We start from the raw sequence: 16,062 nt of genomic DNA, 5'->3' as shown, positions 1-16,062 counted from the left end.
GGAAAATTGCAGACAAATTTGATTATTTAATCCTAAGATTGTTTCTGAAAGATTAGGACATACATATTCCACGGTAATTCACCTTCTTTTTTATATTTTTATTTTTTGTCTTTATTTCCATTTATTAGTATTTCAATAATTTTTTCGTTTCGTATTTCTTCTACTGACACTCCATCATTATTAGTCAGTTCCAAGATCTCTTTGTCTCCTTCAACATCAAATATATATCCTCTACTTGCTTGTATGTGAGCTACACTTTGCCCATTTTTGTCTTTTAACATTAATATTTCTCTTTCTTTCACAGGATCAAAATAATATCCGACTGATACTTGCTCATGTGCTACTGTCCAGGCATCATTATTTGTTAACATGAATATTTCTTTGTAGTGATTTGGTACAATTTCTTTAATTTTGATTCTTCTCTTTCTTATAAGCATGTGTGCTATCGTGTCTCCTGTTTTTGTATTCGCAGTGAGTTTTAATACGTTTACTATTTCTTCTTCTTTTAACTCTCTTAATTCTTCCGTTCTCATGTTTCTTATCTGCTGCCATGCAACTGTTTCACCTGTGGAATCACTGATTTTCAAAATATCTTTATCGCGTACCAAATCGAAAAAGTATCCCTGCAGTACCTGCTCGTGTGCTACTGTGTATCCATCATTATTTGCCAATATTAAAATTTCTTTATCCCTTACTGGGTCAAATTTGTATCCATTTTTTGCTTGGAAATGGGCAACTGTTAATCCACTTTTGTTTGCTTGCATTAATACTTTTTTGTCGCGAACAGGATCAAATGCGTATTTCCCCCGTAATACTTGTATATGGGCTGTTGTCCAACCGTTGTTATCTGCCAACATGAGTATTTCTTTGTCTTTAACAGGATCAAATATATAACCATAAAAAGCTTGGACATGTGCTACTGTCCAGTTGTTTTTATCTTTCAATGTGAGTATCTCTTTGTCATTGACAGGATCAAATATATAGCCTTTTCGTGCCTGTATATGAGCTACGGTTCTTCCATATTTATCAGCAAGTTTTAATATATCTTTGTCTTTTTTAGGGCTAAAAAAATATCCTTCTTCTGCTTGCTGATGGGCTACTGCCCAGCCATCATAAGTGGACAGCATTAATATTCCTTTGTCTCTTAGGGTGTCAAAAATGTATCCCCTCTTCGCCTGTTCATGAGCTACTCTCCAACCTTCCTTATCTGCCAGCATTAATATTCCTTTATCGCAAACAGGATCAAAAAAGTGACCCTTTTTTGCTTGTATATGTGCTACCGTTTGCCTTTTTTTATCTGTTATCATTAATATTTCTTTGTCACGTATCGGGTCAAATCTATATCCGCATGACGCCTGCACATGTGCCACAGTTTCTCCGTTGATGCTCTTTAACATTAATATGTCTTTATCACGAACAGGATCAAATCGGTATCCGTTTTTTGCCTGCTCATGGGCTATTGTCCAGCCTCTTTCATTTTTTAGCTTTAATATTTTTTTCTCTTTTTGCGGATCGAAGCGATATCCGTCACTTAATAATTTATAAGCCTCTTGGTATTTCACTGTATTCACCTCTTTTTCCCTCTTTACTATTATTTTTAATCTGTAGAGTTTAAAATGTCAATTTTTTTGCTGGTTTTTTAATTTTACGGTCAAACCCAAATTTTTCTATAAAAATCCCTTGAACTAGAATCAGATGTTTTTATCACCACTACTAGACATGTTTCATCAATATTGGTTAGTATAATAGAGTTACATTCATTGTATAAAGTTTCTAATAATGATATTGTGCTCTAATCTAAAAAGCAAAGACAGATATCCAGAAAATACCCACCCCAACTCTTGACAACGAACCTATAAAAAAATAAGAGCAGTATCCAAAAAAGATACTACTCTTTTATCACAACCTTTTTGGCCCACCTTGGTACTTCTACATCTTCGTTGTTTATAAGCCCAATTATTATTTTCATCTTTGGTGGTGGATTATCAGGCCATGATGTATAGCCATCTGTTAAAACCACACAGATATTTGGACGTGGTTTTAACTTTGCTGCTGCTTCAATTCCTTTTCCCATATTTGTCCCACCTCCACCCTTTAAATTAATTTGTTTTATGTTTGTTATTTTGTCGACAACATGTACGTTGTAGTCGCAGGCAATGTATTTTATTCCTTCTCTTAATCCCATAGATTTTAATATACCGTCAATTTCTGCAAGTGCCTGCGACAACATGTTGTCTGACATACTGCCTGACGTGTCGACAACAACTGCAACACTTGGTGTAGGCTGTCTTAGGAAAGGCAGGACAACATTTTGTATTGTACTTTGTCTCCTTGATGGACGACTGTATGAATAATCCACCATGCCTGATATTGTTGCAGTTGCATTCCTTACAACAGAAGCAAGTTCTTTTCTCCAATTAATTTTGGGTTTTAATTTTTCTTCTGCCCAGCGTGTTAGATGTGCTGGAACAGCGCCTATATCTTTTGATGCTTCTGCTTTTATTGCAGTTGCTACTTCTTTTCTAATAATTTCTTGCTCTGCACTTGAAATACCCGGGGTTTCTTTATCTGTATCTGGGAGTTCCCACGGTTCGGGCTGTCCTGTTGCAATTGAACCGCACCTCCCTGCTGCAGGCTGTGGTATGTTTCCCTCTTTTTGATCATTGGCAGTAGGGGAATTCCAAGCTGAGGATGTGTTTTGTTTTTCCATAATTTTTTCTGCGTATTCTTCGGCAAGGAGTTTTGGGGGCAGCCCTAACTTTTCAGGAGTTATCGCTTCTTCTGGAAGTTTTATTTTTTCTGCTAAGATGTCGTCGTTTATTTCTGCATCGGCTGCAATGTTTGCAATGTCTGGCGGAAAGTTTACAAGTCTGTTTGCATGATCCCGCAGCATGTGGAGAGTTTGGTGATACAAAATACCCATGATCTCTTCTATGCTCCATATATTTTCTACTGCAGGATCATAATATAACCGCCATCTTCTGTCTACTGCCATCGTTCCTAGCCCTGGCTTTTCAACAGTCTGCAGAGCCCACAGAGCTGAGGCAAGGTACGGCCTTTCTTGAATAAGCCTGAACCTTGCAGCCTGCATTTTTGGAGGTAACAGCATAAAAACCCTCTCCTTTTGTAAAAAGAGGAATTCAAAATTATAAAAAAATTACTGAATTCCCCTTAATTTCACTTTAAAAAGTTTTAAAACAGCAAAAATATTTCTGCTGTTTCTCTCGTCTTTCATTTATTAAATTTCTTAAACAAGTAATTTTAAAATAATTAACATGCTTTATGCTTTCTGCATGTTCCAAAAAAACATTTTAAGGATTTTACAGACTACCTCTTTATAGAAAAGAGAAATTATGTCGGCAATCTTTTTAATTATATTCTTATTATACCATGTTTTTTAAAAAACAATAAAAAAGAGAGCATGTCAGATCAGTCCTGCAGTTTTTAGGAGCGTGACGAATTCCTGTATCTGCTTCGTTGGCAGCGGGAAGTCTTTCTGTCTTGCAGTGATGAGGATCCTGATCGCCCCTGCTGCTATGTCCCGTCCTCCCTGCTTGGCTGCCTCTCCTAATATCTCCCAAGCTGCAAGCCATCTTTCTTTTGTCGGCTTTTCTACAACAGCCTGGGCTACACCAGCCAATACTGCATAGGCCTTATCGCCGCGAGTCGGAAGCTTAAAGCTCGCGGGATTTTTTAAAAGGTCTTCTGGGTTGGGCAGATCTAAATCCTTTACCCAAGCTAGAAATTCTATCGCTGTTCCTTCCCCTATACAGCCTGCAGTAAGGATGATTTTTACATCTTCATCTGCTCCAGCAGCATCACTTGCTGTCATCAAGTAGGCGGTCATTTCCCATGAACGTCGTGACGCCCATGCACGGCCAGCATAGCTCTCCTCCTTTGGTAGCTGATGAAGCAGCTGTGGGCGAGCATGTATGAATGCTGCAATAAGGTTCTTTGTCTTTGCTAACCCCTTCTTCCAATCTTTTGGAAGAAGGGGTATATTTTCTTTTTCTTTCTTAAAGTCTATTACGAAGTCTTCTACCCACTCACTAGCGTTGGGTTTCCAATCTATGTGACAGAACCTGTTAGCCAGCGCTGGTGTCAAGTCCCATCCGTATGCTGCCTGCTGAGGTGGATTAGCAGCTGCCACTACTGCTATGCCGTCAGGCAGTTTCAAGTCGCCCACTACTCTATCTAGGACGACTCTTAACAAAGCTGCCTGAACAGCCGGCGGAGCAGTGGAAATCTCGTCTAGAAATAAAAGTCCTTCTCCTGCCTCCGCCAACCTTTTTGCCCATGCAGGCGGCGCCATTTTTGCTTCCCCGTTGACTATGATGGGAAGCCCTGAGAAGTCGCTCGGTTCCCGTATAGAGGCTATTACTGTTTCCACTGGGATGCCGAGCTGTTCTCCCAGCGAAATAATAAAAGATGTTTTGCCTGTTCCAGGATCTCCCCATAAAATAACAGGCACTTTTGCCTGTACTGCCAATGCCACTGCAATTTTTTCCTTACCCATTTAAAATTCCTCCTTTCTAAACTTGAATTCGGCAGGTAAGATATCGAAAGTTGCAATCATCCAATGGACAACATACCTTTTTAAGCATCTCTTCCCCCCACAATTTTAATCAACAAAATCAAGGCTTATATCAAGACTTTCAACCGAATGAGTAATTGCTCCAACAGAAATTATATCCACACCTGTTTTTGCAATCTCTTCAATATTCTCAAGAGTAACATTTCCAGAGGCTTCAATCAAAACCCTGCCTTCCGCCAGTAAAACAGCTTCTTTCAATTGATCAATAGTAAAGTGGTCAAGCATGATAATATCTGCTCCTGCCTCTAACGCTTCCTTGAACTCATCAATGTTTCTTACTTCAACCTCAACTTTCATAGTATGTGGAATGCTCTTTTTTGCGCTTGCAATAGCCTCTTTTATACTTCCAACAGCTTTTATATGATTATCCTTTATCAATACTGCATCAGATAAAGAATACCTATGATTCTTACCACCACCTATAAATACCGCATATTTATCAAGCATTCGTAAAAGTGGCATTGTCTTTCTTGTTTCTGTCACAACCGCTTTATAGTTCTTTATTTTCTCTGCATATTTGTTTGTCATTGTAGCAATTCCACTCATCCTTTGAATAAGATTTAAAGCCAATCTCTCTCCTTTTAGAATTGCTCTAGAATTTCCTTGAATCTTGGCAATAATCTCTCCCTTTTTTATCCTATCTCCATCTTTTTTCAACTTCTCAAATCTTATATTCTCATCCAACAAAAAAAATACTCTCTTTGCTACATCTATTCCACATAAAATCCCATCTTCTTTAACCTTTAAAATGGCATCTGAAACGCTTTCGTCAGGTATTAGCAAATCGGTTGTTATATCTCCATATGGCATGTCCTCTAAAAGTGCCTCTTTTATCAATCTATCAATGGCAATAAAGTTAAGCATTTACATCAATTACCTCCCAACCATTTAAGCAAAATGTAAGATGCTTTTTCCAATTAGTATCATCCTGTTGTGGAAAGTCGCATCTATAATGAGAACCTCTGCTTTCTTCTCTCGTCAATGCTGCTTGAACAATTGGGTACGCTACTGTGAGCATATTATAAAACTCTATCTCTTTTAAAGTTTGGAGTTTTTTATTTTTTAGATAGTCTAACTTAATTATTAAAAAATCCAAAAGGTTTCTTAAACCATCTTTTTCCCTAACTATTCCTGCTTGAGAACTCATCTTTTCTCTTAGCAGCTCAGTTTCGGAAATTATATCTAAGTTGACATTTTCATACTCTTCTTTGTGACTAATAATAGAAGTAATTTTTAGACTTCCCACTTGATGATTATTAATAAACTGTGCAATTCTTCGACCAAAGACCAAACCCTCTAAAAGTGAGTTAGATGCTAGTCTATTTGCGCCATGGACCATTGTCCCTGCAGCTTCACCGCATACAAACAGGTTCTCAACTGTGGTCCTTCCATTTTCGTCTGATAACACACCACCCATACTATAATGCTGAGCAGGAGCTACTGGTATTCTTTCTTTGGTTATATCCAATCCTAACTTGATACAATTACTGTATATGTTAGGAAACCTTCTTTTTATAAACTCCTTGTCAAGATGAGTGACATCTAAAAAAACATTTTCAGCATTTGTCTTTTGCATTTCAAAATAAATAGATCTTGCAACAACATCTCGCGGAGCTAGTTCGGCTAAAGGATGGTAGTTTGACATAAATCTCTCGCCTTTGATATTGTATAGTATCCCACCTTCTCCTCTGACCGCCTCTGAGATTAAAAAGCTCTTGTTCATTGGATGAAATAAAACAGTGGGATGGAACTGCACAAACTCCATATCAACAACTTTTGCACCACATCTTATAGCTACAGCACAACCATCACCAGTGGTTACCTCAGGATTTGTAGTGTATTTATATAAATACCCATATCCACCAGATGCTAATACTATATATTTTGCAAATAGAATTAAATTCTTTTCCTTTTGCGAGAGCAAAACACCTACGGCAGTATTGTCAATTGTTATTATATCTACTAAAAATGTATTTTCAAAAACTGTAACATTTTCATATGTCTTTAATTTCAAGCCCAAATGCTCTGAGATAATTCTTCCTGTTGCATCGCCGCTTGCATGAATTATTCTTTTTCTGCTATGAGCTCCTTCTTGACCTAAAACAATTTCGCCTTCATCATCCAAATCAAAAGGAATCCTCATATTTAACAAGATCTCTATATTAAGTAGAGCTTCATCTACTAATATTCTTACCATTTTGGAGCTGCACAAGCCAGCCCCTGCCTTGATAGTGTCCATATAATGGATATCTGGACTATCATCGCTGCTAATGGGTGCTGCAATACCACCCTGAGCAAGGGTGGTATTGCTAATCTGAATTGTTTCTTTAGTAACCATGGCAACCTTTAGCCTTCTGTCAAGGTTGACAGCAGTATATAGCCCCGCCACCCCAGTTCCTATAATCACAACATCAAATGTGGCTATATCATCTTTTTTTATATCAAAATCCCAAACATATCTTTTTATATCTATCAATTCAATCATCTCCATAAACTTAACCAATTTGAAGCATCTTTCTTAATGCTCTTTGAGCACCCTCTAAAACATTCTCATCCACATTTATCTCATATCTTTCATACAGCAAAGCCTCTCTTAGAGAGGTTAATGTTATCTTTTTCATGTTCGGACAAACCATTCCCGGATGAAGGAGATAAAATTCCTTTTCAGGGTTTAGCTTTTTCAGACTATATAAAACCCCCGTTTCTGTACCTATGATGAATTCCTTTGCAGATGAAGATGTTGCAAAATCAATTATCTGTTTAGTACTGCCAACAAAGTCAGCAAGCTCAACAACCTCTTCTCTACATTCAGGATGAACCAAAAGCAGTGCATCTGGGTAAGCAGACTTTGCCTTTAAGACATCCTCCTTTTTGATTTTATAGTGTGTAATGCAAAAGCCTTCCCACAAAATTATATCCTTCTCAGGAACATTTTTCTTTACGAATAACCCCAAATTTTTATCTGGCAAAAAAATGATCTTGTTATTTGGAATATTCCTCACTACCTTAATGGCATTTGAGGAAGTGCATATAACATCCGATTTTGCTTTAACAGAAGCAGGAGAATTAATATAACACACTATTGAATAATCAGGATACTTTTCTTTTAATCTGTCCACATCATCAGCTGTGATCATGTCAGCTAGGGGACATCCTGCATCGATCTCGGGTAGCAAAACCTTTTTTTGTGGTGATAATATCTTTGCACTTTCGGCCATAAAATGGACCCCACAAAATACTATAACATTTTCCTCTCTTTCAGCACAAACTTTGCTAAGGTAAAACGAATCACCCACAAAATCAGCAATCTCCTGCACATCATCAATTTGGTAATTATGCGCTACTATTATTGCATTTTTTTGTTTTTTTAAATTGAATATCACTTCTTTTAAGGTATTCATATCCAATTAAATCACTACCTTTAATCTAAAATTTTATTTTTAATATAACACTTACTTATAATAAATTCAATATTCCAAACCAACCTAAGCTACTTTTGATTTATATCATATAATCCAAATACCCCTGCAAAATATAGGTGGCTACTAACTTATCAACCACCTTTCTTTTAGCTCGCCAGGTAAGCTTATCATCTAAAATACGCTCAACAGCCTTGGTTGAAAATCTCTCATCCCATTTCACAACCTCAAGCATCGACGTTTTCATCGCACCAAAGTACGTTGGGCCAGAGGAATGGTCTACGGCCTTGACATGACCGACGAAATGCTTATACCCTCATTTACCTTCAAGTGAAATTAGCGCTGCTCCAAGTGCTCCAATAATCTGTGGTTCAAATGGGATTATAAGTTTTTCGCCGAGCCTGCTTTCGATGGCATAAACTACTCCCTGATTTTTGGCAACGCCCCCTGTCATCATGTATTTTCCTTTTCTTCCTATTCTGTCGACCAGGGAAACTGCTTTTGAAGCAACGGCTTTATTGAGGGCATGTATTATATCCCTTTGATCCTTATTTTGCGCAATAAGAGATATTACTTCTGATTCTGCAAATACAGTGCACATACTGGTAATCGTGATATTTTCTTTTACTTCCTTATGGACTTTTGCCATTTCTTCTATTGAAATGCCTAACGTTCTCGCCATTACTTCAAGAAACCGGCCTGTCCCTGCTGAACATTTGTCATTCATTACAAAATCAATGACATTGCCGCTGTCATCTAACCTTATCACTTTGCTATCCTGTCCGCCTATATCTATAACAGTTCTAACAGTATTGTCTATAAAAAATGCGCCTTTGCCGTGACAGGTAATTTCAGTTACAATTCTATCTGCAAAGGGAATGCTTACTCTTCCATACCCTGTTGCTACTATTGATGTAATATCCTTTTCTTGAAGTCCTGCATTATTTAAAGCAATTTCAAAAGCTTTAAAAGCACTTTCTAGAGCTTTAGGACCTGTTGGAATAATAGAATATGATATTATGTTTTTGTTTTCGTCGATTATAACTACATTTGTAGAAGTAGAGCCACTATCCACTCCTACAAAATATCCCTTCTTGGCTCTCTGTTTTTCCATCTTTTTAATACCGGTTGATTCCAAAAAGGCATCTATTCTTGTTAAAATCTGTCCGCTATTTGAATCGTTATAGTCAGTTTCAATTTTTAAAAGTGGAAGGTCTGCTTTGCTTTTGAGTTCAGCATACTCATAGGAATAAAAATCACAGAACTTTATGGTATTGTATATTATCCCCTTCAATTCTTTATTGATTAACTTGCTTCGATCTTCTGCCATTCTCATACAGGGTGTTAAATTGAGAAGCGATTCCGCATAGCTTTTTAATAAATTATCTTTTGCTTCAATATTGAATACTCTTTCTTCAGCTGTGCAGGTAAAATTTATTACGTTTGCTGTACAAGAATTTATGATTTTTTCTATAACATCATCTTTAAGCCTCGCACCTAATATAGCAATACTTTCAGCAGATTGTTTTTCTTTATTAAAAGACTTGCTTTCTAGAATTTTTAGCAAATTCTCTTCAGCAAAATTCTTGTTTTTAAAGGCCTGATACGCTTCCATAAATTCAATTATTTCATTGTAAAAAAGATCTATTGCGAGAGGATCTTTTTTTCTGGGCAGGTCCAGAATATGGATAAATTTTACTTTATCTTTTAATACATCATAAAGCCTTTTTATACTATCACAACACGCAGTTAATATAACCTCTTCAATATTATTTTCAATTATATTTTCCAAAACCCCTTTTGCAAAACTGCACATATTTGAGTGAATCAGGGCCTCAGCATGTTCATGAGACTTATATCCTGACTCAAGTCTTACCGGTTCTTCTCCAAAGGCTTCGATTATTTCTACAGGCGTGTATTTGCAAATGTACCCTATCAATTTTTCACCTCCAGAAAGATTGCTAAAGCATTTCAAGAAAAGCTTCGAGCCTCGTCCTATTCTGCCCCTCTTGATTATTTCTTTTGTCTACACAATCCCCATCTAAATAAAGAAATGGAATACCCACTTCTGAAGCAAGATTTTTAATTATAAACGTTCCACCCATGGACTGTTTACAGCCCAAATGACAAAACTGTATAATGCCGTCCGGTTTTATTTTTTCTATCAGTTCTTTGATTCTTGCAACTTTTCTATTTATTTCACCATTAAAAGAGTTTAAGATAAGCTTTTCAGCGATTCCCTTGAAGGGGTCGTTTTCATCAATTTCATCAACAAAATCATAATTTAAGTCACTACCAGCAATGTGAAATTTATCGCTGAAGTTAAAGTAATCTTTAAAATTTTTCTCAAATATAGGAAGAAGGTGTATAAAAAATATGCTTTTTCCACTTCTTTCAGGAGCTCTTTTTATATCCTCCACTAACATCTCATAAAAATGTAATACTTCCTTGCTTCCAATGAATACATGGGATGCAAAGAGCATATACATTTCAAAGGTCATAGTAGGTATAAATCTTTTTTCTCCCGCATAATTTAAATATTCTCTCATAAGTGCTCTTGTTTTATTTTCCGTTTTTACGACTTCCCTCAATTTATCAGTATCAAGCTTTCTGTTAAAGACTTCCTCAAGCTTTTCCGCCACTTCTAAAAGTTGTTTTTTTACATACACTACAGCGTCTTTAGAATATTTGTAGGGAATATCAATAATGTACAGTGGAACCCCGTGCTTTTTTGAAAGATACTTGAAAGTAGGTATATTCGCATCACAGATCATGGAAGTAGTCATCATAAATTTAGGTTTTTTGAGAATATTAAGCTCACTGGCTCCTATAAAAGTTTTATGGTAACTGCATAAAGTATTTGACATGCCTCTCGATTCGGCAGTATCGACGAGATAATCTTCGATGAAGAAGCCTGACATGAAAGAAGAATATGCTTCAATAAATAAGGGTTTTATGTCCATAGCAATCAAAAATTCAGAGGGTGCAAAGAGGTTTACCCAAGCAGAATTTTGAGGATTTGCTAAAGAATCTTTTATGCTTTTTATAGAGTATTTATTTAGGTAATGAAGAGATTTGGGAATCCTTTTGTCTTTGAAAAAGCTCACATAATAGTAAGCAGAGGTAAGACCAAAATTTATTAGCTTATCTACTTTTTCCGGTCTATCCATATTATCTTTTATAATATTGGTATAAATCTTTACTGTATCCATTTTATCACTACCCCATAAACTAACCTTCCTTACAAAAGTGGTTTTTTATCCAGTTGATATTTATTTCTCATCTCCTAGATAATTTGTTTTGCCCTTTCCCTAAGCATTCTTTCTTCTTCATTTTCAGGCTCAGGTAAGGTAACATTATGCGGCGCTGGTCTTCCATTCTCATCTACATGAATAAAAGTAGCAAAGCCTAAGATGCGCAATACTTATTTCGTTCATCATTTTAGCCTCCTTTAAATTAATTCTATTCATTGGCAAAAGAATGCAAAATCCTTTAATTTAATATTATCACAGTTTTTAAGTTTAGCCAAACCCGTTTTATGAGAAACATTCTTGACAAGACGATGAAGTAGAAGAATCACTTATAGAGAGTGTAACGGATTTATTATCACTGTGAAGTGTGGTTATAAGTAGAAGGTAATTAAGGAGAAACGGAAGGAAGAATATGTTGAGAAATTGAAGAATCTGAAGCATATAAGATGATATTGGAGAAAGGAATAGAGAAAGAAATAGAAAAAGATGTAATGCAAGAAAAAATTGCTATTGTAAAAGAAATGTTAAAAGAAGGCATAGATATCGACAAAATTGCAAAAATTACAAAGTTACCTGTAGAAGAAATAAAGAAATTGCTAAATTAATGTTTTAAAAGGTTAAGAAGAGTTTCAAAAATGAGACTTTTTTATTTTCAAAATAATGGTACAGATTTTTGAGACTGTAAAGACTCAATTTGGCGAAATGGAATGTTTTAAGTCCATTTTATAAATTTCCTAATGAAGTAAGGAAAATAATGTATACAACGAATATAATTGAAGGATTCCATAGGCAGTTAAGGAAAGTTACAAAATCAAAAACAATATTTCCATCCGATGAAGCATTAGAAAAAATGCTATATTTGGTAAGTATGAATGTATTAAAGAAATGGACCGTAAGATATAAAAATTGGGATATAGTATTAAACCAATTGATTATAATGTATTCAGGCAGATTAGAAAAATATCTATCCTGAAAATAGTGTCTCTCAAAAAGGCAACAAAGAACTAAACCCATACCAATGTAAAAATATGGGATAAATGAATGATTAATAAGGTTAAATTAAAAGTTAAGACGCTACAGATTCGACCGTGACCTTAAGACCTAAAGACTCTAGCTTTTTTAAAGATTGACGAATAATCATATTACGCTTTTTCTCTTCATAATAAGTAGGACCTAATTCAATATATGGTTGCTTTTGCTTGAGAATATGATAAACTATAACTAAAATGCTATGTGCCACTGCAACTGCTGCTCGGTTTGCTCCTCTTCGAGCAGCGATGCGGTGGTACTGACTTGAGAGATAAGTATCTTTTGCCCTTGAGGCAGCCCTGGCAGCTTCAATAAGAGAGCTTCGCAATTTTTGGTTACCTTTTCGAGTTCTGGCAGACTTTTGTTTACCAGCACTTTCGTTATGACCTGGACACAGCCCTGCCCAGGAACACAAATGGGCAGCAGAGGGGAACTGTTCCATATTTGTACCGATTTCGGCTATTATTTGTTCTGCAGTTCTTCTTCCGACACCAGGGATAGTATCCAGCAGTGCCAGGTCTTGTTCAAAAGGGTGCATTCTATTTTTAATTTCTTCATCTAATTTAGTTATTTCTTGGTCAAGATAATCAATATGCCTGAGTTGAATTTCAATGAGAGTTTTTTGGTGATGATTAATTAGGCCTTTTAAAGAGCGTTTTAGTTCATCCATTTTATTTTTCAATTTACCTTGGGAAAGCTGTGCTAAGGTTTCAGGATTTTCTTCACCATTTATGATAGCCTCAAGAATAGAGCGACTAGAAGCTCCATTAATATCAGAGACAACAGAAGACAGTTTAATATTAGCACCTTCTAAGACCTTTTGTATGCGGTTAAGCTCTCTTGATTTTTCTTCAATGAGGCTTTTTCTATAGCGGACAAGTTCGCGAAGCTCTCTTTGTTCTCTGTCTGGGACAAAGCTGCCTTGCAAAAAGCCATGTTGCAAGAGACTTGCTATCCACTCGGCATCTTTTACATCAGTTTTTCTACCAGGGACATTTTTAATATGCTTAGCATTGACGAGTAGGATTTTAATATTCTCAAGCTCAAGGAGATTGTAAATAGGTTTCCAGTAAGAGCCGGTACTTTCCATAGCAACAACAGAACAACCTTTAGCTTTAATAAATTCTTTTAATGCAATAAGGTCATCGGTCATAGTTGAAAAAGTGCGGATTTCTTTACCTTCTGGTGTTATTATACAAGCTACGACATTCTTTTTATGGACATCTAATCCGCAAACGTGAGAATAAACTAAATCCATGAAAGAACCAACTCCCTTTTTAAAATTTGAACGATAGCGACTTGTAATATTGAAAAGCTGGTGCAACAACCATAAGGGGTTATTCTATCCTGCGTGCTTCCCGTAAAGGGAGCAACAATCTGTGGTGCACCTGGTCGTTGGAGTCTGCCTATAAGTCGGGCTCAAAGCACCAAGGTAAGAACGACCTTTCTTCACCAGCCGCTGTACTAATTATACATCAAAAAAGGGTATTTTCATCCTCTGATGGTGCCGTAGTTACGGCATAGAGGTCTATAAGCTTTATAAATTCTCCTCCCGTAATTGACATAGTTAATTTTAAAAGAATGTCAGTGTTGCTCTTTTTCCTTGGACTTCCGGAAATATATAAAATATTCATCTCCTCACCCTTTTCATACATTTTAACACTCTGTGTCAACTTTCAACTTGTTTGACAGCACTATTTTATAAAAACAATGTCTACTGAAAAACCATTAAAAGCTACTTAACGCTTTTTCTGCTGCTTCTGCTATTATTTCACTTAATGTTGGATGTGTGTGTATAGTTGCCGTAATATCCTCAATTTTTCCGTTCATTCTGATAACCTGCGTTGCTTCTGCAATCAACTTTTGCCAACTATCTGCATTCCATATAATTTATGTGTCTTGGATACTTCTTCTTTATCCAAGGCCCTAATTTAAGATATAAAATCAGTAAAATAATCTGAAAGATAGGCATGGTAGCCGCTGGTATAGCAACCATAGGAGAAAAAGCAGCAGTAGCTTTCACTAACAAAGTCCTTGTTAAATCCATTGGCAAAATAAGAACTTCTAATATAGACATAAGTAGTTGACCTGTCGGTACAGGAACGTTCGTATGAGAAGCAAAAATCCTCATCCAAAATGGAACTGCAAAAATTGCAGCAATAAAACTTAAAGCCACAATCATAGTGCTTAATTCAACATCTCCTTCAGCAAGGCAACTTTGCCGGCTTTTAATGTATTTATGTATACAAAAATACAGCTTATATACTGGTATACAGTATTATTAGCAATTTTACTTGCTATATTGTGGATAAGCACTTTTATAAAGTCTTTGATTGGAACGCTTAATGGGACACTGTTGGTTCCTTCAGAAAGTAATAAAAAATAGTTGTGATATTTTGGCCAGTAGGCTAAAATATTTTAACTTAAATATTCGATAAATCGAATATTTACAAGCTCTTTTTAAACCAAAAAAGGAGTGTAAGAAATAGGTAATCTTAAAAAATTGCAAAGCCATCTCAATGATTCTTTTTATCCCTAATTGCTGCATTGGCACACTGTATTAAGAGAGGTTTTAAGTAAACGCCTGCTCTTTAGACATGGACAGATTTTTTCTTACCTGCACTTTCGTTGTTTTGAGGAGTAAGACCAGCCCAAGAGCAAAGGTGCTTGTCAGATTTAAAAACTGTCATATCCGTGCCGATTTCAGCGATGATATAAGTTGCCGATTTTTCGGTTATGCCAGGGAGGGTAACAGCGATATCAATCAAGTCTTGATAAGGTTTGGCTAATTGAGAAATGGCTTTATCTAAATCAGAAACACATTGATTGATAAAGTCATAGTGTTTTCTGCAAACCTTCAACTTGACTGATTGATCATCCCTCAATTCGTATCCAATAATCGACTGAATGACTTCGTCAGCCTTTTTATAAAGACTTTTGTGTAGAAGTGACTTGCAGTATTCAGGGTCAAAAGTATCGCAAGTTAAAATATATTCAATGATAGAAGAAGCAGATTTACCGAAAGAATCACTGACGACGGAGGCTAAAGCGATATTGGATACGGTGAGGGCATTTTGAAGCCTGTTTTTTTCACTAGAGCGATGTCCAATAAGTTTAAAACGATAGCGAACAAGTTCACGTAACATGCGGATATCCTTAGGAGGGACGAAACTAGAAGGGACGAAAAGCTTAAATATGAACGTATTAAAAAGCGTCGGGGTCATAAACGTACAATTGTTGCTATTGCTCGTATGATCCTCACCTGCCTCTATCATATGCTTTTGAAAAAAGAACCTTTTAATCCATCTGACTCCGATTACACTAATATGCCAGAAAAACTTTATCAAAAGCATAAGCAACAATATATTAAAAAAGCTATTAAATTTTTAGAAAAAGAAGGTTGTACTATTATCCCTCCAAAAATTACTTAACATCATTATATATTACCATTATTTGGTTTTGGGCAGCTTTATTTGGTGCCCTTTTTGGTGTGCCCAAATTTCACTATTTCACTTTCACACTAGTTTCTATGACGATGATTCTTTAGATGTCAATACTGCTAAATCTGCTGCCGAGTCTAAAGATTTGTACGATTCTAAAACTTTAATCCCTTCTCTTAAGGAATTCTTTAATTTACATCCTAATTTCTCTTATAGATACTTCTTAGGTGACGCCGGGTTTGATTCTTTTGATAATTATAAATACTTGTTCTCAAAGCTTGGCATAATACCTATTATCCCTATTAACCCTCGAAATTCTAAAAACTTAC

Annotated in this window: 15 protein-coding genes and 2 pseudogenes; 3 read left to right on the top strand and 14 right to left on the bottom strand. The window is 36.0% G+C overall.

Annotation, left to right across the window (positions count from 1 at the left end; all coding sequences use genetic code 11):
- Nucleotides 1–98 precede the first annotated feature (98 nt).
- From M663_RS0112980 to M663_RS0112940, 9 genes are all read right to left on the bottom strand, one after another.
- On the bottom strand, nucleotides 99–1,562 hold the full coding sequence (locus M663_RS0112980; protein ID WP_029689225.1) for a pneumococcal-type histidine triad protein: 1,464 nt from the start codon (nucleotides 1,560–1,562) through the stop codon (nucleotides 99–101).
- A gap of 326 nt (nucleotides 1,563–1,888) precedes the next feature.
- A complete protein-coding gene (locus M663_RS0112975) occupies nucleotides 1,889–3,109 on the bottom strand; it encodes a VWA domain-containing protein (protein ID WP_029689224.1) in 1,221 nt (406 codons plus the stop codon).
- Nucleotides 3,110–3,424: 315 nt separating this feature from the next.
- Nucleotides 3,425–4,516 carry an AAA family ATPase gene (locus tag M663_RS0112970; protein ID WP_029689223.1) on the bottom strand — a complete coding sequence of 364 codons (1,092 nt, stop codon included), beginning with the start codon at nucleotides 4,514–4,516 and terminating at the stop codon, nucleotides 3,425–3,427.
- Between the two features lie 105 nt (nucleotides 4,517–4,621).
- Nucleotides 4,622–5,458: a carboxylating nicotinate-nucleotide diphosphorylase gene (gene nadC / locus M663_RS0112965; protein ID WP_029689222.1), complete on the bottom strand. Its 837-nt coding sequence runs from the start codon at nucleotides 5,456–5,458 to the stop codon at nucleotides 4,622–4,624.
- Nucleotides 5,451–7,097: an L-aspartate oxidase gene (gene nadB / locus M663_RS0112960; RefSeq protein ID WP_273702742.1), complete on the bottom strand. Its 1,647-nt coding sequence runs from the start codon at nucleotides 7,095–7,097 to the stop codon at nucleotides 5,451–5,453. The genes nadC and nadB overlap by 8 nt, the downstream gene beginning before the upstream one ends.
- On the bottom strand, nucleotides 7,090–7,995 hold the full coding sequence (gene nadA, locus M663_RS0112955; protein ID WP_322785800.1) for a quinolinate synthase NadA: 906 nt from the start codon (nucleotides 7,993–7,995) through the stop codon (nucleotides 7,090–7,092). The genes nadB and nadA overlap by 8 nt, the downstream gene beginning before the upstream one ends.
- 100 nt (nucleotides 7,996–8,095) lie before the next feature.
- Entirely contained in the window at nucleotides 8,096–8,260 is a 165-nt protein-coding gene (ruvX, locus tag M663_RS0112950; protein ID WP_029689219.1) for a Holliday junction resolvase RuvX, read from the bottom strand.
- Between the two features lie 69 nt (nucleotides 8,261–8,329).
- A complete protein-coding gene (locus M663_RS0112945; protein WP_029689218.1) occupies nucleotides 8,330–9,952 on the bottom strand; it encodes an acyl-CoA dehydratase activase in 1,623 nt (540 codons plus the stop codon).
- Nucleotides 9,953–9,974: 22 nt separating this feature from the next.
- Entirely contained in the window at nucleotides 9,975–11,225 is a 1,251-nt protein-coding gene (locus M663_RS0112940) for a 2-hydroxyacyl-CoA dehydratase family protein (protein ID WP_029689217.1), read from the bottom strand.
- A gap of 485 nt (nucleotides 11,226–11,710) precedes the next feature.
- On the opposite strand from M663_RS0112940, the gene M663_RS15705 reads away from it, so the two are divergent.
- Together M663_RS15705 and M663_RS14910 are read left to right on the top strand one after the other, a co-directional pair.
- Complete coding sequence (locus M663_RS15705; RefSeq protein WP_003867657.1) at nucleotides 11,711–11,869, top strand: helix-turn-helix domain-containing protein; 159 nt, start codon at nucleotides 11,711–11,713, stop codon at nucleotides 11,867–11,869.
- 104 nt (nucleotides 11,870–11,973) lie between these two features.
- A pseudogene (locus M663_RS14910) lies at nucleotides 11,974–12,237 on the top strand (transposase); the annotation flags it as partial.
- 93 nt (nucleotides 12,238–12,330) lie between these two features.
- Here the strand turns inward: M663_RS14910 and M663_RS0112920 are convergent.
- The 5 genes from M663_RS0112920 to M663_RS0112895 form a co-directional block, all read right to left on the bottom strand.
- On the bottom strand, nucleotides 12,331–13,551 hold the full coding sequence (locus M663_RS0112920) for an IS110 family transposase (RefSeq protein WP_029689216.1): 1,221 nt from the start codon (nucleotides 13,549–13,551) through the stop codon (nucleotides 12,331–12,333).
- A 217-nt stretch (nucleotides 13,552–13,768) separates the two neighbouring features.
- Nucleotides 13,769–13,948, bottom strand: coding sequence for a hypothetical protein (locus M663_RS0112915; RefSeq protein ID WP_003867654.1), 180 nt, complete (start codon nucleotides 13,946–13,948; stop codon nucleotides 13,769–13,771).
- Between the two features lie 73 nt (nucleotides 13,949–14,021).
- Complete coding sequence (locus M663_RS15700; RefSeq protein WP_003867653.1) at nucleotides 14,022–14,123, bottom strand: hypothetical protein; 102 nt, start codon at nucleotides 14,121–14,123, stop codon at nucleotides 14,022–14,024.
- Nucleotides 14,124–14,163: 40 nt separating this feature from the next.
- Nucleotides 14,164–14,526 (bottom strand): hypothetical protein, encoded by a 363-nt coding sequence (locus M663_RS0112905; RefSeq protein ID WP_255345467.1) that lies wholly within the window; start codon nucleotides 14,524–14,526, stop codon nucleotides 14,164–14,166.
- Between the two features lie 358 nt (nucleotides 14,527–14,884).
- Nucleotides 14,885–15,439 (bottom strand): transposase, encoded by a 555-nt coding sequence (locus M663_RS0112895; protein ID WP_003867651.1) that lies wholly within the window; start codon nucleotides 15,437–15,439, stop codon nucleotides 14,885–14,887.
- Between the two features lie 427 nt (nucleotides 15,440–15,866).
- Here M663_RS0112895 and M663_RS15695 point away from each other — a divergent pair.
- Nucleotides 15,867–16,062 (top strand): annotated as a pseudogene (locus tag M663_RS15695) (DDE transposase); the annotation flags it as partial.

The organism is Thermoanaerobacter sp. A7A (assembly GCF_000445185.1).
Lineage (GTDB): Bacteria > Bacillota > Thermoanaerobacteria > Thermoanaerobacterales > Thermoanaerobacteraceae > Thermoanaerobacter.
Note: the sequence above shows the minus strand (reverse complement) of the source record. Positions and strands in the feature narration are given on the sequence as shown.